Genomic DNA, 18,420 nt, shown 5'->3' on the forward strand with positions numbered 1-18,420 from the left:
GCCTATCCGGCCGCTCGCATACGAACGGGCGGCAGCGGGCAGACTCAACGACGTGGTGACCACACTGGCGATCGACTGCGGCGGCGGAGGCATCAAGGCGTCGGTGCTCGACGAGGCCGGCACGATGCGGGCCCGACCGCTGCGGGTGCCGACCCCGTACCCGCTGCCGCCCGCGCTGTTCGTCCGGACCCTTCTCGACCTGGGTGGTCGGCTGCCGTCGGCGGACCGGCTCACGGTGGGCGTACCCGGGATGATCCGGCACGGGGTGGTGGTTTCCACCCCGCACTACGTGACCCGCAGCGGACCACGTAGTCGGGTCGATCCGGACCTGCTCGCCGAATGGTCCGGCTGGGACGCCCGGGGCGCGCTGGCCGAGGCGTTCGGAGTGCCGGCTCTGGTGCTCAACGACGCCGAGGTGCACGGGGCCGGGGTGGTCGCCGGCACCGGCTGTGAGCTGGTGCTGACCCTGGGCACCGGGCTGGGCAGTGCGCTCTTCGACGGCGGGGTGCTCGCCCCGCACCTGGAGCTGTCGCACGCGCCGGTGCGCTGGGGCACCACCTACGACACCTACGTGGGCGAGCCGGAGCGCCGCCGACTCGGTGACGCCTTCTGGTCCCGGCGGATCCGGCAGGTCGTGGACGGGCTGCGTCCGGTTTTCCGGTGGGACCGGCTCTATCTGGGCGGAGGGAACTCCCGGCTGATCCGGCCCGAGCAGTTGGCCCGGATGGGCGACGATGTGGTGGTGGTGCCGAACACCGCCGGGATCGTCGGCGGCGTCCGGGCCTGGGAACTGGCCGCCGGGCGTCGGGACGCCCGCACCTGACCCGGCGGCTGAGAACCCGACCGATCCCGGTCCGGGGAACAGTCGCTATCCGGCCGGTGTTGTGCCAGCGTCGGAACAGGTGTGACGGCGCGACCCGAGGGGGTGGGCAATTGGATCTTCTGGCGGACTACCGACGGGCGACCATGTTCTTCGAAGCCGGTGACCCGAGCGGAGCGGCCCGACTGCTGGAGCCGATCGTGGACGCCGAACCCGGCAACGCGGCGGTGCGGCAGTTGCTGGCCCGGGCGTACTTCCAGTCGGCCCAGCTCAACCGGGCCGAGGAGCAGCTCCGGGAGCTTGTCGACCGGGACCCGAGCGACCATTACGCGCACCACGTGCTGGGCCGGACGCTGGAGCGGCTGAACCGGCACACCGACGCGCTGCGGCACCTGCGGATCGCTGCCGCGATGTACGCGACCAACAACGACTACCGGGTGGCGCTGCAGCGGGTCGAGTCCCGCGTCGGCGGCTCTCGCTGATCCTCGACGTCTGGGCGGCCCTCCGGGGCCGCCCTTCGCCGTTCGTCGGCCGCCACGCGGCGGGTGCCTAGGATGGCGGACATGGGACCTGACCGGCCGGGGGCGGTGGCGTGAAGCTCAAGCTGGACCTGCACGAGATCTTCAACAAGGGTCAGGACATCGACCGCGCGTTGCGCGGGATCATGGACGAGGCGGTGGCGAAGAAGGCCACCCTCGTGGAAATCATTCCTGGCAAGGGGTCGGGCCAGCTCAAGAAGCGGGTGCTGCGGTTCCTCGACCAGAAGGACGTCAAGCAGCTCTATCACCGGGTCGAGAAGGACTCCAAGAACTTCGGCCGACTCTTCGTACACTTCCGCTGGAAGTGACAACGGCACGGCTGCTGACCCGCATCGCAGGCCGCTGCCAGGGCCGCTGATCCATGATCATGCCGTGTCCAGGCTTGCCGGGGGCGCAGATGTCTAGGCGGGTCGCGGCGGAGCGCAAATCTAATGCTGCGGCTCGGCTCAGGCGTCGTCCGCAGGCCAGAACTGGTTGTGGCTGAGCGCCATGATGGACACGTGGACGCTTGGCAGTCGATCGACGACCTCATCGTGCAAGGGCGGCACGTCCTGGCGGTGAAGGCAATTCGCCAGGCCAAGGTGTGCAGCCTTCAACGAGCGTTCGACATCTTCGCCGAGCGGTGCGAGCTTCTACGGCGGACGAGACCCGATGCCTTCGAGGCCGCCGTAGAACAGCGCTGACGTGGATGACGAGGCTGGCCTACAAGCGGTCCTCGGGGATCATGGCGCGACATGCGTCCGCTCATGACCGATGAGCGGTCGTCAGAGAAGGTGCAAAACCCTGGCAGCGAGTTCGCGTACTCGCGCCCACGCAGGAGCCTCGTGGAGTGCCGCGACGGTCCAGAGCTCAGCGTGATCCGCTCCGCTCATGCCGGTCAGAGCCTCGTCCACGGCCGAGAAGGCCGAGCCTGCATCAGGCGGGAGCCAACCTGCCTCAACCCACTGCGGCAGTAGGAGATGTCCGTCCTCGAACTCCAGTGCCAATTCGTCGACCGATACTTGAATTTCGAGCGACTCCAGCCACGCCACTTGCTGCGGCGGGCTGAGTGCCAAGACCGCCGTCGCTCGAACGAAGGCTGCCAGTTGCTTCGGGTGAGGGGCGTCCACATGGCGAGTATCACGCGCAGCGTTCGATCATGCCGCGACGGTGTCTAGTCCCACCTGATGCTTGACGGATTCGTCCCAGGTGTTGCTTGAGTGACGGTTGGTCCAGGTTCTGTTGCTGACCTTGCGGGGCCGGTGGGCTTTGTTGCTACGGACGGGTTGGCCGTTGGTGCGTTTGACGGTGCGGGGTCCGGAGTCGGTGTGGATGGTCAGGTCGGTGTCGGTGACTTCGATCGTGACGGTCTTGCCGGCGTGGGTTCGGCCGAGCGCGACTTTCGGCCCGACGACCATGACCACGCCGGAGTTCGACGCCCGGCGCTGAACGGCCACTGGTCCGGTTGCTGGTTGTGGTGGCGGACGGCTGACGGGATGGCGAGGGAGGCGGGGGCATATCGGCAGGTGTAGCAGCAGTTCGGCGCCACACTCGTCCGCTTTGATCGACTACGCCCGCAGGCAGGATCAATACCGTTGGAAGTAGCGGCGGCACAACTTCTGACCTGCATCGCAGGCCGCTGCCAGGGCCGACCTTCCTACGCGTTCTGCGGGCGCTGCACGCGCCGTCCGAGCCAAGCGCCGACAGCGGCCGCAGTGGCGAATAAAGGCGTCATGAGGATTGGAGCCACGTAGCCGAAAAACTCGAGGCCGCTACCCCAGCCCCCGTCTATGTAGCGGTAGACCACCACGGTTGGTAGAGCAAACTGCGGCACGAGCGCCGCGATAACTGACATAGCAGCGTGCTTCGGGTAGCGGTAGGACGATAAAAATATCGGTAGGAAGAAAAGAAATCCGGCGTTCCACCAAGCTGGATTCGCGAACTCCGTGTTGTACGAGGTGCCGGCCAGGTGGGTGACACCGGTGGCCGTCTGCAGGGCCAACACGACCAACACGGTGGAGACGAGGAAGACGCACAGTAGTGCCCACCCTGCCGGGCTGAGGTTGTGTCGCCCCGCTTGTCGTGCTCGTATCTGCTCGTCCACCCGAGAATCATCCGCATTGCAACCAGGCGTGTCCACCCCGCCTGGGTGCCCGCACCCCGTTAGCGTTCCCGTTGATTGGTGGACAGCGGCTCAGAGCATTTCAGAAAACATGAAGCCGATCAGACCCGCAGCCAGTGCGCCGAGCCACGCCCAGAGGACGACACGGCCATAGGGGAGGGCGCGGATGGCAGTATAGAAACGGTGGTGTTCGTACCAGAACAGAGGAAATTGACCGGTCACAAGTCCCAGAACACCACCCACCGCCATGGCGAAGGCGATGAGGACGATGCTTATCCCCGCGAACACCCATCCCGCCCCCACCTCCTGATAGACGGTGCCGTTGTCGCGGACCTCAATCCGGTCACCCGGCTGTGCCGTGTCGCTGGCAATCTCTCGTTGAGGATCCGAGGCCGAATCGTCGTTGGCTGTGAACTCGCCCCAGCACCGCCGGGTCTCATGGCGGTCCTCAGCGTCGCGGTCCCTGTCGCTGTATGAGATCTCCACCCGGCAGGAAGCGACGGTGAGGGTGCCGCCGGTACCGGCCAGGCCTGCGGCAGTCGCGAACACCTGTGCGCCATGGGTGCCCATGAGCACGCCCGAGAGAAGGATGGCAAGACTGACGGCGCGGCGGACGATGCGAGGCACGCGGCGGACAGTACAACTCAGAGGCCAGTAGTCAGGGGCTACCCGTCGAGCAGCCAAGCTGGCCAGCATCAGCGGCCTACGGCGGACGGGACGTACCGTCTGTGGCAGGGTGTAGCGGCAGCTCAGAAGCCGGGTCGTCCGCTTCGGTTGACTGCGTCCCGCCCTTTGATCAAGACCGCTGGAAGTCGCGACAGCAGGGCTTCGGCCTGCATCTCCGGCCGCGTCCAAAGCGGATTCGTTACCCGTTCATGAGTAACCGCGCGGTCGGTATCGCCGGTCGCTGGCACTGTGACGCCGTGAACCCCGTCGGCTGGCGACAGATGCTGCTGAGCGAGGACGCCTACGTGCTGCGGCCACGTCTCGGCAGGTGGAGGCGACCACATCTTTGCCTGGGATCCGCGCGGTGGCCTATCCCCTGGCGACCAACCTGTCGACTTCTGGCGCGGCTGGCGTGCCGGCACGTTGAGGACCTGGTTCCTGCCGGCCATCGGAATCAAACCGCTGGAAGTAGCTACCTGACCGCGTTCAGCGCTTCGCGGAAGTCGGCGGTGGCTTGCTCGTGTGGGAACCGGCGGTGGAGTTCGACGTCAACTTCGCCAGCGACGAGCAGCAGCGAGGGCAGGGACCGGCGAGTAGCGGTGAACGCTGCCATCCCCTGCTCGACGGCCCGGTCCAGCTCGCCAGCGCGCAGGGCCGTGGCGGCGAGAGTGAGTCGGGCCTCGGCCATCCGCATCGGTGCGCGTTCGGTGCCGTCGGGCTGAGTGCCGAGACGCAGAACCTCTTTGGCGTAGTGCTCGGCGAGGGCATCGTGCTCGGCGAGTCGGTAGGCGTCCATCGCGTAGAGCAGCCACTTGCCGGGATCGACCTCGAAGTGGTTGTCGGGCCGTTCTGGCGCACCCAGGTCGTCGAGGAGCCGCCGACCGCGGTCGAGTGTCGTCCGCGCACCCTGGAGGTCGCCGAGTCGCGCCAGTGCCTTGGCTTCCTGTGCGATCAGTTGGACCCCCACCCTCTGCCGGCCGGCGGCTTCCTGCCCGGCCCGGGCGGCGGTCAGCACCGCCTCGTGCCGAGACTGGGTGAGTGCGAACCAGGCCGTCATCTCCCACGCCCAGCCGGTGATGTCCGCGTGACCGGCTTCCTCGCCGAGCTGGCGGGCGGCGGTGCGCGTGGCCTCGGCGCTGGCGCGCAGGCCCAGGTCGTACTCGACACAACCGATGAGCAGCGCCAGCCAGCCCGCGCACACCAGCAGGTCGCGGTGCTGCCGTAGCCCGGTGGGCCGGTGTAGCAGCCGGGCGACCTCACGCAGCCAACCGTGACCTTCGACGCGGAGTTCCCCTGCGGCGCGCCACCCGTACTGGCAGCACAACTCGGTCACGGTCGCCTGCAACGTCTCGATGGTGGCGGGGGCGGTGTCGCTGGCGTGCATCCGGTGCAGCAGTTCGACGGTCTCCGACGGCCGGGCGTCGGTGGCGGCGGCGACATCCAGGGCGGCGCAGGCGATCAGCTCCCCGCGAGTGGCGAGAACGTCGTCGATCCGGCGGGCCAGATCCTCCCCGGGGCGGCGACGGCCGTTCTCAAGGCGGGAGAGGTGCCCCTTGTCGGCGGGCACCAGCTCGGCAAGGGCGGCGAGGCTCAGCCCGCGTGCTTCCCGCGCTGCTCGCATGCGGACGCCGAATGTTGGCATGTCTCGCACCTCCCGCCGGAGTTGCCGTGTTGCCGGTGCGGGTGGGCAACGCGCAACCCGTCGACCGCTCCGAGCTTAGCGCCGCACGGTGTATCGGACGAGCACATGCGGTGACCGGCGGGAGGCGTGGTGGCAGTTCGGGCGCGGATCGGATCGTGGGCGCGAAGCGGCGGGCGGGTGGCTCCGTGATGGCTGAGACGCCGACCACCGTGCGGGCGGCACGGGCGATACAGGCGGAGCGGTCGATGTCGGCGTTGAACCGCCGGATGAACGGGGAGCACCTGCCGCGCCGACCACAGTGGCAGTGCCAGATGTGCGAGCCGGATACGCCGTGGCCGTGCCATCCCGCGCGGGTGCACCTCGCCGAGGCATACGGGCGGGACCGGATCGGCCTGTCCATGTACGTCGGCGGCTTGCTCTTCATCGTGGCGATGGAGTTGCCCGACGTGGCACCGGCCGAGTTGTACGAGCGGTTCGTGGCGTGGACGCGATAACGCGTTCCGGGGCGGTGGTCCGGGGGAGAGGAGCCTCCACCGGACCACCGTCGCGACCGTCAGAACTGGTAGGTACGGGCGACCGCCAGCATTTCGGAGCTGTGCGATCCGACGACGCCGACGGCCGGTGGCCGGGGGTGGAAGCCGGGCAGCGCGTCCAGCCCGTCGCTGGCGTCCATCGCCCGCAGCGCCACCTGCCCGGCGGTTGCCCGCAGGGTCAGCGTGACCTCGATCCCCTCGGTGGGCGGGGCGTGGAAGACCAGCCCGAAGCCCCATTTGCCTTCCCGGGGCTCCACCGGCACGGATCGACCGGCGACCTCGGCCCGCAGGACCGTGGCGGTCGACGTGTCGACGTGCAGGGTGGCGAGCCGTACCGCCCGCTGCGGGGTGAGCCGTAGCCGCAACGTCCGGTCGCCGCCGGATCCGCTGTCGGCCAACACCTCCAGCTTCGGCGCCGGCAGGTTCGCCGACTGTGCCGGCCCGGCCCGTAGCTCGCCGCCGCCCAGCCCGGGGAAGTCGTCGTCGACGTCGGCTTCCCCGTCCACGTAGCCGTCGGTCCACGGCTGTGGGTCGGTCTCGTGGCTCAGCCAGCGGGCCTGGCCGGTGCCGGCGTCCATGGCGTACATCAGGTGGGTTGGCGCGGGGTGGGCGGCGTCGAACCGGTCCACGGCCAGCCCGACCCCGGCGAGCACCACCGCCGCCAGGGCGGCGGCCCCGGCCGGCAGCACGGCGAGCCGGCGGGCCCGCAGCGCCACCATGCCGCGCTGGCCGCCGGCCTGCGGATGCAGCAGGTCGACCACCGGCAGCGCGGTCAGGCCGAGCAGCACCGCGACCAGCGCGGCCACCCCGCCCATCGCCATGCCGAGCGCGGGGAAGAGCAGCACGACGGTGGGCAGCAGGATGACCACGCCGACCGCGCCGGCGGCGGTCACCGCCACGACCGGCCACGGCCCGGTCTGCCGGGTACGCAGCGCGACCAGCCCACCGAGGGCGCCGGCCAGCGCCGGCAGGGTGGTGAGGTACGCCCCGCCGGGCACCGCCACGGCGAGCAGCACACCGAGCAGGGCCAGCCAGGCCAGCCCGCCGACGGCGAGCGCGGCCGGCCCGATCCGACGGCGGGTCAGCGCGTACCAGGTGAACAGGATGGCGGCGGCGAGCGCCAGCACGGCCAGCCGGTACCAGGTCGGGCGGTACGGGTCGAGCAGTTCGGCGTACCCCGGTCGGATCGTGGTGATCGCCAGCCAGAGCAGCTGCGCGGCGATCGGCGCGGCCACGATCGGCACCAGGGCCAGCCCGAAGCCGGCGGCCAGCCGGCCGGTGCTGGCCCGGCCCCGCCGACGGGTCAGCCAGCCCAGCGCGCCCACCGCGAGCAGCGCGAGCAGGGCCAGCGGCAGGGTGAGCCAGCCGGGGTAGCGGACCAGCGCGCCGGGGACCGGGAAGTAGGTGGCGTCGTGCCCGGAACGCAGGTCGGTCAGGTCGGTACGGCCGAACTCCCGGGCCAGGCCCAGCGCGTTGTCCCCGTGCTGCTGGAGGCTGCCCCGGTCCATCGCCGCCGGAGTGTCCAGCGGCGTGTGGTAGATCGCGCCGCCGTCGATGTACGCCGAGTTCAGCCCGACGAACTTCTGGTCCAGGAATGCGGTGAAGTCGGTGTCGTTGGGCAGCGCGCGGTAGATCTCCACCGCGAACGACGTGCCGACCGGGTGCGGGGCGGCCCGGCCGAAGATGTCCACCAGCTTGGCGTTGTTCCGGGACGTCTCGAACATGATCACTGGCCCGGTGGAGCCGCGCGCCTCCAGGTTGAGCACCACGCCCCCGTCGGCGGCCAGCGGATGGCTGGCCGCGAACGCGGCCGCGCCGCACAGGCACGCCTCCTCGGCGTCGGTCAGCACGAAGACGATGTCGTTGCGGGGCCGGGGGCCGGCCGCCAGCGCCCGGGCCACCTCCAGGATGGTCGAGGTGCCGGCCGCGTCGTCGTTGCCGCCCGGCCCGGTCTGCACCGAGTCGTAGTGGGCGACCAGGAATACCCGGCCGGTCGAGTCGGTGCCGGGCAGCCGGGCCACCACGTTGCGTACCCGGGCCAGGGTGGCGCCACCCGCCGCTCCGCTGAGCTGCCCCGCCTCGGGGGCGACGGTGTCCTGCACCTCGGTCTCCAGGCCCAGCCCGCGCAGTTGCTGCTCAAGGTGCGCTCGGACCTGCTCGTTGGCGGGACTGCCGGCGACGTGCGACCGGGCCGCGATGACCTGGACGTCCTCGTACGCCCGGCTGGCGCTGAACTCGTCCGCCGGGGCGTCCGTCGGCGTGGGTGCCGGCGTACGCAGGTCGAGCAGGCTGCCGGCGCCGACGGCGGCCAGCGCGACGAGCGCGGCCACGGCGGCGACTAGCCGCCTGGGAGGTCGGGTCAGCGCGCGGTCGGCGGGTGGTACGCCCGGGCCCGGGCGGACCGGCGTGCCCTTCGTGGCGGGGGTGGGGGGTGCGCCCACAGGAACTCCTCGGGGGGTGGGGCAGGGGTTGCACCATCCTGCCTTCCGGTGGCGTCCGGCGGGACGGCCGGGAGGATGAAGTGCCGGCCATCCGCCCGGTTTGTCCTTCGGCGGGCAGTGATCCGGCCCATCACCGGTCGCGCCGCGCCCATCGTGTTGTGTGCGACCGTTGTCTAATACAGGATCAGCAGGGCACTCGGAAGGAGCCCGACATCACCAGCGAACTCCCGCGTCTCGCGGCGGTGACCCGGCCGCACCGGGGAGCCGGCCTGGCCGGTTCCTCCGTGGTGCCGTACCCGCACGGCGGCCTGGCGCGGCACGCCAACCTGCCGCCGGGTGAGCGGTTGCGGGTGCTGTTGGTGGAGGACGACGAGGGGGACGCCTTCCTGGTCGGCGAGCTGCTCGCCGAGACCAACTCGATGATCGAGCTGCTGGTCGCCACCAGCCTCAGCGCGGCGCGGCAGCGGATGACCGACGTCGACTGCATCCTGCTCGACCTGGGCCTGCCGGACGCGCAGGGGCTGGACGGGCTGCGCCAGGTGCTGGAGATGTCCAGCGGTGCCGCGGTCTGCGTGTTGACCGGCCGATCGGACGAGCACCTGGGCATCGTGGCGGTCGCCGAGGGCGCACAGGACTACCTGGTCAAGGGCCAGGTGGACGGGGTGCTGCTGACCCGGGCGCTGCGCTACGCGGTGGAGCGCAAGCGCGCCGACGAGAACGCCCGCCGACTGCGCGAGGTCGAGCTGCGCCAGGCCGAGTCGGCTCGTCTGGAGCGCGGCCTGCTGCCCCAGCCACTGATGTCGACCGACCAGGTCGCGGTGCACACCTTCTACCGGCCGGGCCGGCACGCCGCACTGATCGGCGGTGACTTCTACGACGTGGTGCAGACCCGTCCGGACCGGCTCGACCTGATCGTCGGTGACGTCTGCGGGCACGGTGTGGACGAGGCCGCGCTCGGCGTGGAACTGCGGGTGGCCTGGCGTGCGTTGGTGCTCGCCGGGGTGCCCGACGACGAGGTCCTGCCCGCGCTGGAGCAGGTGCTGATGAGCGAGCGCCGGCTCCAGGAGATCTTCGCCACGGTAGCCACCGCCCGTCTGGACCTGGACGCCAACCGGGCCACCGTCCGACTCGCCGGGCATCCGCCGCCGCTGCTGCTCTCCGGTGGCCGGGTCGTCCCGGTGCCCGCGCCCGGCGGCCTGCTGCTCGGCGTACGACCTCGCCGGCCAATCGCCTACGACCTGGAGTTCGACACCGATGACTGGTCCCTGCTGATGTACACCGACGGCCTGATCGAGGGTCGGGTGGGCGAGGGCAACGAACGGCTCGACGTGCCGGGCCTGAGCGGGCTGCTCGACGAGCCGGCCAACCGCGAGGTGTCGCTTCCCGACCTGCCGGCCTGGTTGGTGGGCCGGGCCGAGCAGCTCAACGGCGGTCCACTCGCCGATGACGTGGCCATGCTGCTGGTCAGTCGGGGCGGTGGCCGGTGAAGCCGGTCGTCGGCGGCTGGAGTCTGCGCCGCCGGGTCATCACGCTGCTCACCGTCGTGGGCGTGCTGCTGATCGGCCTGGCCGGTGCCGAGGCGGCGCTGGCCACCCGCAACCGCACCCAGATCGACGTGGTCCTCAACAAGACCGGCCCGCTGCGGGTGCAGGCGCAGGAGCTGCTCAACGCGCTGCTCGACCAGGAGACGGCGGTCCGGGGGTACGCGGTCAGCGGCGACCCGGCCGATCTCAACCCGTACCAGGCGGGGCTCGCCCAGGAGAAGAGCCGGATCGCCTCGATGCGGACGCTGCTCGACGACTTCCCGCAGATCGACCAGGAGCTGCGAGCCGTCGAGGAGCGTGCCGAGCAGTGGCGACAGTCGGTGGCGGTGCCCGTGGTCGCCACCACCGAACAGAACGGCACCACCGCCGGTCAGGCGTTGATCACCGAACAGGCCCGGCAACAGTTCGACCAGGTCCGGGCGGCGGTGGACGACCTCCAGCAGGAGATCCTGGTCGCCCGGGAGAAGGCCGCCAACGACGTACGCGGTAGCAGCAATCTGCTGGTCGTACTGCTGATCATCGCGGCCCTGGTGGTGGTCATCGCCGGTGCGGTGCTGCTGCTCTCCCTGGACCGGATGGTGATCCGGCCACTGATCGGCCTGGCCGACCAGGTGCGCGAGGTCGCCGATGGCGACTACCAGCACGGCATCGCCACCAGCGGCCCACCGGAGTTCCTCCGGCTCGGCGAGGACGTGGACGCGATGCGCCAGAAGATCGCCTCCGACCTCGCCGAGGTGCGGGAGGCCCGCGAACGCATCGAGTGGGTCAACAGCCAGCTACAGAAGCAGGCCGAGGAGTTGACCCGGTCCAACCGTGACCTGGAGCAGTTCGCGTACGTGGCCTCGCACGACCTCCAGGAGCCACTGCGCAAGGTGGCCAGCTTCTGCCAGCTGCTCCAGCGCCGTTACGCCGGGCAGCTCGACGAGCGGGCCGACCAGTACATCGCCTTCGCCGTGGACGGCGCGCAGCGGATGCAGCGCCTGATCAACGACCTGCTGGCGTTCTCCCGGATCGGCCGGCTCACCAGTGGCTTCGTCGACGTCGACCTCAACAAGGTGATGGGCGACGTCGCCGGCCAGACCGAGGCCGCGCGGCAGTACGCCGACGCCGAGCTGACCTGGACCGAGCTGCCGGTGATCCGGGGCGAAGAGCCGCTGCTCACCAACCTGCTGGCCAACCTGGTGAGCAACTCGATCAAGTTCCGTCGTCCGGACACGCCGCCGAAGGTGCACATCTCGGCTCGCCTGGTCGGTAACGAGTGGGAGATCAGCTGCCAGGACAACGGCATCGGGATCGAGCCGGAGTTCGCCGACAAGATCTTCGTGATCTTCCAGCGGCTGCACTCGAAGGACGCGTACCCGGGCACCGGCATCGGGTTGGCGATCGTCAAGAAGATCGTCGAATACCACGGCGGCCGGGTCTGGGTGGACAGCGACGTGCCGGTGGGCACCGCGATCCGGTTCACCCTGCCGGCGTTGCCCCAGGACGTCGAGGCAGCCGCCGCGGCAGCGGCCGACCAGCCGGATGAGCCGTCCGCGCAGGGCGATGCGGCGGCCGACGACGCGTCCCCGGACGAGGCGTCGGCGCCGTTGCCGAAGCAGTCCGCCGGGGCGGACCGGCCAGACCGGGCCGATGGGTCGCCGGAAAGCGGTAGAACGGGTGACATGAAGGAGACGGTGGGATGACCGCGCCTGCGGACGGCAAGAGCCCGATCGAGGTCCTGCTCGTCGAGGACGATCCGGGTGACGTGCTGATGACCCAGGAGGCGTTCGAGGAGCACAAGCTGCGCAACCGGCTGACCGTCGTCTCCGACGGTGCCGAGGCGCTCGCCTACCTGCGGCGGGAGGGCCAGTACACCGACGCGGTGACTCCGGATCTGATCCTGCTCGACCTCAACCTGCCCCGCCGGGACGGCCGGGAGGTGTTGGAAGAGATCAAGCAGGACGAGGAACTGCGCCGGATCCCGGTGGTGGTGCTCACCACCTCGCAGGCCGACGAGGACATCCTGCGCAGCTACCAGCTGCACGCCAACGCCTACGTGACCAAGCCGGTGGACTTCGAGCGCTTCATCTCGGTGGTCCGCCAGATCGACGAGTTCTTCGTCAGCGTGGTCAAGCTGCCGCCGCGTGGCTGACACTCTGCTCGACGACGTCGGTGACCTGCTGTGGGAGGCCGCCGACCAGGTCGTGCTGCCGTTGTTCCGCAAGCTCGACGAGGCCGACGTGTCGGAGAAGGCGCCCGGTGAGGTGGTCACCGTCGCCGACCGGCGGGCCGAGGAGCTGATCTCCTCGGGGCTGCGCCGGCTGCGGCCGGGCTCGACGGTCGTCGGCGAGGAGGGTGTCGCCGACGATCCGGGCCTGCTGGAGCACCTGCGTGACCGCGGGGACGTCTGGCTGGTCGACCCGGTCGACGGCACCGCCAACTTCGCCGCCGGCCGTCGACCGTTCGCGCTGATGGTGGCACTGCTGACCGACGGGCGGCCGACCGCCGGCTGGATCCTCGACCCGTTGGCGGGGACCCTGGCCACCGGCCGGGTCGAGGACGGCACCCTGCTCAACGGCCAGCCGGTGGGCCAGGACGGCGCGGTCCCGCCGCTGGGCGAGCTGCGCGGTGCGGCGATGACCCGGTTCCTGCCGCCGGACACCCGGGACCGGGTCCGCGCCGGCGGCCGTCGACTCGGTGAGCTGCTGCCCGGTCAGCACTGCGCCGGCCGGGAGTACCTGGACATCCTCACCGGCGAACAGCAGTTCGCCCTCTTCTGGCGCACCCTCCCGTGGGACCACGCGCCGGGCACTCTGCTGGTCCGTGCCGCCGGTGGCGTCGCCCGACGGTTCGACGGCACCGACTACGACCCCGCCGGGGACGGGCGCGGGCTGCTCGTCGCGGCCAACGAGCAGGTCTGGGCCGAGGTGCACGCGGCACTACTCACCCCCTGATCGGTGCGTTCGGCGATGGCGTCGACACGGTGCGTCGACACCAGGGCCGCCGGGCGTTCGTGGGGCTGGTCAACGGCGCGCGGTCCGGTATCGTGACGGCGGTCTCCGCCAGCAGGCCGCCGACCCGGCGCCGGCGGGGGCCTCCGCCGCGCAGTGGTGCACCGGGGGTCGGCGGTCGACGGAAGGACGCTTTCGTGCCCAGGACCAGGCCCAGCCGGCGCGGTCGCCGCGCTCTGCTCACCCTGCTCGCTGCCGTCGCGCTGGTACTCGGCGGCGGCGCGGTGCCCGCGTACGCGGAGCCCGATGAGGGCGGCAGCAAGAAGCTGCGTGACGCGTTGGAGTTGACCGCCCGGGGCCACATCGAGGCGAAGGCCAAGCTGGACAACTCCAAGCGCCGACAGACCGAGCTCACCGGCCAGCTGAAGAGCTTCGAGAGTCAGCTGGTCGGGCTCACCGCCCAGGTCGGCGAGGTGGCCGCGCAGTCCTACCGCTCCGGTCGGCTCACCCCGACGTCGATGCTGCTCAACGCCGCCACGCCGGAGGCGTTCCTACAACGCGCCGCCGACCTCGATCTGATGGCGCAGCGGGACAGCAAGCGGCTGCGCAACCTGACCACGGCCCAGCAGCAGGCGCAGCAGGCCAAGACCGCCATCGACGCCGAGGTGCGCGAGCAGCAGAAGCAACTCGCCGTGATGGCGAAGAAGAAGAAGGAGGCCGAGGCGGCGCTCGCCGAGGTCAGTTCGGGCAGCAGCGGCGGCTTCAGCGGCGGCAGCTCCGCCTCGGCGAAGCCGGCACCGCGTAACCCCGACGGATCCTGGCCGTCGGAGTCCTGCTCGGTGAAGGACCCGACCACCCCCGGCTGCATCACCCCGCGCACCCTCAACGCGCTCAAGCAGACCCAGGCGGCCGGCTACAAGCGGTACGTCTCCTGTAAGCGGTCCGGCGGCGGCGGCGAGCATCCGAAGGGCCGGGCCTGCGACTTCGCGGCCGCCACCAACGGCTTCGAGGACCGCAACGCGACCGGTGGCGACAAGGCGTACGGGGACAGCCTCGCCGCCTGGCACGTGCGCAACGCCAACCGGCTGGGTGTGCTCTACGTGATCTGGTACCGGCAGATCTGGCATCCCGGCACCGGCTGGCGGTCGTACAGCGGCAGCGGCAGCCCCGCCGCGAGTCACACGAACCACGTTCATCTATCGATGTACTGACCCGAAGCACCAGCTTCGCTGCGTACCATCGCGACGATGAGCTCCCCACCGTCCGACGTCGAGGCCCCGCCGGCCTCCTCGGCCCCGCCCGCGCCGGCCACCGCCCTGGCGCTGCCCAACGGGCTGGCCGCCTTCCTGGTCTTCTTCTCCAGCGGCGCCGTGCTGGTGCTGGAGACCGTCGCGCTGCGCCTGGTCGGCCCGTACGTCGGGGTGACCCTGCAGGTGACCAGCTCGGTGATCGGCATCGCGTTGGCCGCGATCGCGTACGGGGCGTGGTCGGGTGGCTGGCTGGCCGACCGGCGTGACCCGCGCACCATGCTGGCCCCGGCGCTGGTACTGGCCGGCATCGCCACGGCGATCACCCTGCCCGTCGTCCGCTACGCCGGTGAGGTACTGCGCGGCGGTGCGGCCAGCGCGATCCTGCTGTTGGTGGCGCTGGCCGTCTTCGTGCCGGCGGCACTGCTGGCCGCCGTCACGCCGCTGGTGGTGAAGCTCCAGCTCGCCGACCTGCGCCGGACCGGTCAGGTGGTCGGTCGACTGTCCGGGATCGGCACCCTGGGTGGCATCACCGCCACCCTGCTCACCGGCTTCGTGCTGGTCGCCGCGCTGCCCACCACGGTGATCCTGCTGTCGCTGGCGATCGCTCTCGGGGTGGCCGGCATCGGCCTCGGCTGGTACCTGCGCCGGCAGGCGCGCACCGAGCTGCCCGGTCCGGCCCGGACCCGGGCCGCGCTGGCGGTGCTCGGCCTGATCGGGGCGGGGCTGACCACGGTGGCGCCGAACCCGTGCGACATCGAGACGGCATACCACTGCGCCCGGGTCGCGGTGGACCCGATGCGGCCCACCGGGCGGACGCTGCTGCTCAACTCGGCCGAGCACTCGTACGTGGACCTGACCGATCCGAAGCACCTGGAGTACGCGTACACCAAGTGGATCGGTGCGGTCGCCGACGTGACCGCTCCGGCCGGGCAACGGCTGGACGCCCTGCACCTGGGCGGCGGCGGGTTCACCGTGCCGCGCTACCTGACCGCCACCCGGCCGGGCACCGACAACGTGGTGTTCGAGATCGACGGCGGGCTCGTCGAGCTGGGCGAGCGGGAGCTGGGCGTACGCCCGGGGCCGGACCTGCGGGCGGTGGTGGGTGACGCCCGGATGCTCGTCGCCGGGCAGCCCACGGACAGCCGTGACCTGGTGGTCGGCGACGCTTTCGGACACCTCGTGGTGCCCTGGCACCTCGCCACCCGGGAGATGGCCGCCGAGATCCGGCGGGTGACGCGCCCCGGCGGGGTGTACGTGCAGAACGTCATCGACTATCCGCCGCTGCGGTTCATCCGCGCCGAGTTGGCCACGGTGGCCGCCGAGTTCGCGCACGTCGCGTTGATCGCCCCGCCGCAGGCACTCGCCGAGCAGCAGGGCGCCAACTTCGTCATCGTCGGCTCTGACGCGCCGCTGCCGCTGGACGCCATCGGCACCCGGCTGAGCGAGGTCGACCCGCAGGTCGCCATGCTCCCCGGTGCGGAGCTGACGGACTTCGTCGGCGCGGCGATGGTGCTGACCGACGATTTCGCGCCGGTGGACCAGTTGCTGGCGACCGCCTGAACGGGTGAATTCCTGACCGATTGCGATCGTCGAGGTGTAGCCGGCCCTCGTGCGGGCAACAACGGCCACCATGGGCGGTGGGGACCGGAACGGCACGCAACTCCTCGATGAGCGGTACCGGCTGATCGAGCAGCTCGGTGCGGGCGGCATGTCGGTGGTCTGGCGGGGTTACGACCTCGTGCTCGGCCGCCAGGTCGCCGTGAAGGTGCTGGCCTCGCGGCTGGCCAGCGACCGGGCCTTCCGGCACCGGATCCGGATCGAGGCGCAGGCCGCCGCGCGGCTCTGCCACCCCAACATCACCAACGTGTACGACTACGGCGAGTCCCAGCAGGTCGGCCTGACCGTGCCGTACGTGGTGATGGAGTTGATCGACGGCGCCTCGCTGGCCAGTCGACTGGGCCGGGACGGGCGGCTGCCCTGGCGGGATGCGGTGACCATCGGCGCGGAGGTCAGCTCGGCGCTGGCCACCGCGCACGCCCGAGGCGTGGTGCACCGCGACGTCACCCCGGGCAACGTGATGCTCACCTCGACCGGGGTGAAGGTGGTCGACTTCGGTATCTCCGCGCTGGTCGGGGAGAGCGAGAAGGGGCCGGACGGCGCGCTGCTGGGCACACCCGCGTACCTCGCCCCGGAGCGGCTGGACAACGGCCAGGTGTCCCCGGCCACCGACGTGTACGCCGTCGGCCTGCTGCTCTACCGGATGCTCACCGGCCGGCTGCCCTGGCAGGCCGGTACCACCACGCAGATGCTGCGCGCGCACATGTACAGCGACCCGGAGCCGATGCCACCGATGCCGGAACTGCCCGACGGGGTGGCCGACCTGGTCTGGCGCTGCCTGGCCAAGCGGCCCGGGGACCGGCCGTCGACCGCCGAGCTGACCCGGATCCTCGCCGACGCGGCCGGGATGCTGGCGGCGGTGCCGGTGTCGCCGGCCGCCGGGCCACTGGACCCGGCCGCGCTGGCGAGCGCGGGCACGACGATCCTGCCCTGGTCGACGGCGACCGACGCGTTGCCGATGTCGCGTACCCGCAACCGGCACCGACTGGCGACCCGCCGCCGACGGCTGGAGGCCGGCGCGGCCGCCGCCGGACTGCTCGCGGTCACCGCGGCGCTCTGGGGAGTCACCTCACGCAGCCCGGCCAGCGGTGAGGATCAGCCGACGACCGAGGCTCGGATGGGTCCGCCGAAGGGCTCGCCGTGCACGGTGGCGTACGCGCTGCGCGCCGACTCCGGCACCGAGTTCGCGGCCGAGCTGACCCTGACCAACACCGGCGACCACGAACTGCGCGACTGGACGATGAGCTTCACGTTCCCTGGCCAGCAGACGGTGACCAAGGCGGAGCCGACCCCGGTGCACCAGCAGGGCAGCACCGTGCTGATCCGGCCGGCCGCCCAGCGCACCACCCTGGCACCCGGCGCGGCGGAGAAGCTCACGCTGGCGGGGAAGTACACCGGGGCGAACCCGTTGCCGGTGGAGTTCCGGCTCGGGGATGCGGCCTGCGGGGTACGGGTCTCCGGCGTGGCCGGCACGAGGCCGTCGACCGCTCCGCCGAACAAGCCGGCCGCGACGAAGGCCCCGCCCAAGGCGACGACGGTCCGCGCCCCGGGGGCGGGCGGCGCCGGCCCAGGCTCCGCCCCGGCGAAGGCCAAGCCCGAGAAGCCCGGCAAGGGCAAGGGTCCGGGTGGCGGCCCGGGCAAGGAGAAGTGACCGAGGGTTCGCGCTCAGCGGAGCCCGGCGAACCGCTGCACCTGGTCGATCCCACCCTCGACGACCAGCACCCCGCCCTGCGGGAGCACCGTGGTGTCCGAGGCGTACCGGAACCGCTCGCCGGGCAGCTTGGCACCGACCACCCGGACCCCGTACCGCTCGTTCGGGCGCAGGTCGAGCAGGGTACGCCCGGCCAACGACTCCGGTACGCGGACGGTGGCGATGGCGAAGTCGTCCCCGAACTCGATGAAGTCGAGCAGCCGGCTGACGATCAGGTGCGCCACCCGGTCACCGGTCTCCGCCTCCGGGAAGATCACGTGGTGCGCGCCCACCGATGACAGGATCTTCGCGTGCTTCTCCGAGGTCGCCCGTGCCCAGACCTGCGGCACGCCCAACTCGACCAGCGCCAGCACGGTGAGCACACTCGCCTCCACCGAGGCGCCGATCGCCACCACCGCCCGCGGGAAACCGGCGACGCCGAGTTGCCGCAGCGACTCCTCCTCGGTCGAGTCGGCCTGGACCACCCGGTCGAGCTCGGCAGACCACCGCTGCACCTGGTCCGGATTGTGGTCGATGGCCAGCACCTCCCGGTCCATCCGGGTCAGCGATCCGGCCAGGTGGCAGCCGAACCGACCCAGCCCGATCACCACGATGCCGTCACCGTCCGATCGCCTGGTCGACAC

Annotated in this window: 18 protein-coding genes; 12 read left to right on the plus strand and 6 right to left on the minus strand. The window is 71.2% G+C overall.

Going from position 1 to position 18,420, the window contains the following annotated elements; genetic code table 11:
- Positions 1-52 precede the first annotated feature (52 nt).
- The 4 genes from ACFQGL_RS00530 to ACFQGL_RS00545 all read left to right on the plus strand — a co-directional run bounded on the left by ACFQGL_RS00530 (position 53) and on the right by ACFQGL_RS00545 (position 2,042).
- Positions 53-823 carry an ROK family protein gene (locus ACFQGL_RS00530; RefSeq protein ID WP_377503864.1) on the plus strand — a complete coding sequence of 257 codons (771 nt, stop codon included), beginning with the start codon at positions 53-55 and terminating at the stop codon, positions 821-823.
- 110 nt (positions 824-933) lie between these two features.
- Positions 934-1,302: a tetratricopeptide repeat protein gene (locus ACFQGL_RS00535; protein WP_377503866.1), complete on the plus strand. Its 369-nt coding sequence runs from the start codon at positions 934-936 to the stop codon at positions 1,300-1,302.
- Between the two features lie 110 nt (positions 1,303-1,412).
- Positions 1,413-1,667 (plus strand): Smr/MutS family protein, encoded by a 255-nt coding sequence (locus tag ACFQGL_RS00540; protein ID WP_007465523.1) that lies wholly within the window; start codon positions 1,413-1,415, stop codon positions 1,665-1,667.
- A 192-nt stretch (positions 1,668-1,859) separates the two neighbouring features.
- Complete coding sequence (locus ACFQGL_RS00545; RefSeq protein ID WP_377503868.1) at positions 1,860-2,042, plus strand: hypothetical protein; 183 nt, start codon at positions 1,860-1,862, stop codon at positions 2,040-2,042.
- A gap of 453 nt (positions 2,043-2,495) precedes the next feature.
- On the opposite strand, the gene ACFQGL_RS00550 is transcribed toward ACFQGL_RS00545, so the two are convergent.
- The 4 genes from ACFQGL_RS00550 to ACFQGL_RS00565 form a co-directional block, all read right to left on the minus strand.
- Positions 2,496-2,795 carry a hypothetical protein gene (locus tag ACFQGL_RS00550; RefSeq protein WP_377503870.1) on the minus strand — a complete coding sequence of 100 codons (300 nt, stop codon included), beginning with the start codon at positions 2,793-2,795 and terminating at the stop codon, positions 2,496-2,498.
- 200 nt (positions 2,796-2,995) lie between these two features.
- Positions 2,996-3,442 carry a hypothetical protein gene (locus tag ACFQGL_RS00555; RefSeq protein WP_377503872.1) on the minus strand — a complete coding sequence of 149 codons (447 nt, stop codon included), beginning with the start codon at positions 3,440-3,442 and terminating at the stop codon, positions 2,996-2,998.
- A gap of 90 nt (positions 3,443-3,532) precedes the next feature.
- Complete coding sequence (locus tag ACFQGL_RS00560) at positions 3,533-4,087, minus strand: hypothetical protein (protein WP_377503873.1); 555 nt, start codon at positions 4,085-4,087, stop codon at positions 3,533-3,535.
- Positions 4,088-4,598: 511 nt separating this feature from the next.
- A complete protein-coding gene (locus tag ACFQGL_RS00565) occupies positions 4,599-5,768 on the minus strand; it encodes a helix-turn-helix domain-containing protein (RefSeq protein WP_377503875.1) in 1,170 nt (389 codons plus the stop codon).
- Between the two features lie 188 nt (positions 5,769-5,956).
- Between ACFQGL_RS00565 and ACFQGL_RS00570 the strand changes: the two genes are divergently transcribed.
- Positions 5,957-6,262, plus strand: a complete 306-nt coding sequence (locus ACFQGL_RS00570; RefSeq protein WP_377503877.1) for a hypothetical protein — start codon at positions 5,957-5,959, stop codon at positions 6,260-6,262.
- A gap of 59 nt (positions 6,263-6,321) precedes the next feature.
- Here ACFQGL_RS00570 and ACFQGL_RS00575 read toward each other — a convergent pair whose 3' ends face one another.
- Positions 6,322-8,742: a M28 family peptidase gene (locus ACFQGL_RS00575; protein WP_377503879.1), complete on the minus strand. Its 2,421-nt coding sequence runs from the start codon at positions 8,740-8,742 to the stop codon at positions 6,322-6,324.
- 242 nt (positions 8,743-8,984) lie between these two features.
- Here ACFQGL_RS00575 and ACFQGL_RS00580 point away from each other — a divergent pair, with 242 nt between their 5' ends.
- From ACFQGL_RS00580 to ACFQGL_RS00610, 7 genes are all read left to right on the plus strand, one after another.
- Complete coding sequence (locus ACFQGL_RS00580; protein WP_377503880.1) at positions 8,985-10,229, plus strand: PP2C family protein-serine/threonine phosphatase; 1,245 nt, start codon at positions 8,985-8,987, stop codon at positions 10,227-10,229.
- Positions 10,226-11,971, plus strand: coding sequence for a sensor histidine kinase (locus ACFQGL_RS00585; RefSeq protein WP_377503882.1), 1,746 nt, complete (start codon positions 10,226-10,228; stop codon positions 11,969-11,971). The genes ACFQGL_RS00580 and ACFQGL_RS00585 overlap by 4 nt, the downstream gene beginning before the upstream one ends.
- Positions 11,968-12,420: a response regulator gene (locus tag ACFQGL_RS00590; protein ID WP_377503884.1), complete on the plus strand. Its 453-nt coding sequence runs from the start codon at positions 11,968-11,970 to the stop codon at positions 12,418-12,420. The genes ACFQGL_RS00585 and ACFQGL_RS00590 overlap by 4 nt, the downstream gene beginning before the upstream one ends.
- Positions 12,413-13,222, plus strand: coding sequence for an inositol monophosphatase family protein (locus ACFQGL_RS00595; RefSeq protein WP_377503886.1), 810 nt, complete (start codon positions 12,413-12,415; stop codon positions 13,220-13,222). The genes ACFQGL_RS00590 and ACFQGL_RS00595 overlap by 8 nt, the downstream gene beginning before the upstream one ends.
- Positions 13,223-13,416: 194 nt before the next feature.
- A complete protein-coding gene (locus ACFQGL_RS00600; protein ID WP_377503888.1) occupies positions 13,417-14,430 on the plus strand; it encodes a coiled-coil domain-containing protein in 1,014 nt (337 codons plus the stop codon).
- Positions 14,431-14,466: 36 nt separating this feature from the next.
- Positions 14,467-16,029, plus strand: coding sequence for a fused MFS/spermidine synthase (locus tag ACFQGL_RS00605; RefSeq protein WP_377503890.1), 1,563 nt, complete (start codon positions 14,467-14,469; stop codon positions 16,027-16,029).
- A 70-nt stretch (positions 16,030-16,099) separates the two neighbouring features.
- A complete protein-coding gene (locus tag ACFQGL_RS00610) occupies positions 16,100-17,737 on the plus strand; it encodes a serine/threonine-protein kinase (RefSeq protein ID WP_377504649.1) in 1,638 nt (545 codons plus the stop codon).
- Positions 17,738-17,751: 14 nt separating this feature from the next.
- Here ACFQGL_RS00610 and ACFQGL_RS00615 read toward each other — a convergent pair whose 3' ends face one another.
- Complete coding sequence (locus ACFQGL_RS00615; RefSeq protein ID WP_377503892.1) at positions 17,752-18,420, minus strand: potassium channel family protein; 669 nt, start codon at positions 18,418-18,420, stop codon at positions 17,752-17,754.

Origin of the sequence: Micromonospora vulcania (assembly GCF_042658605.1) — a bacterium.
Lineage (GTDB): Bacteria > Actinomycetota > Actinomycetes > Mycobacteriales > Micromonosporaceae > Micromonospora > Micromonospora vulcania.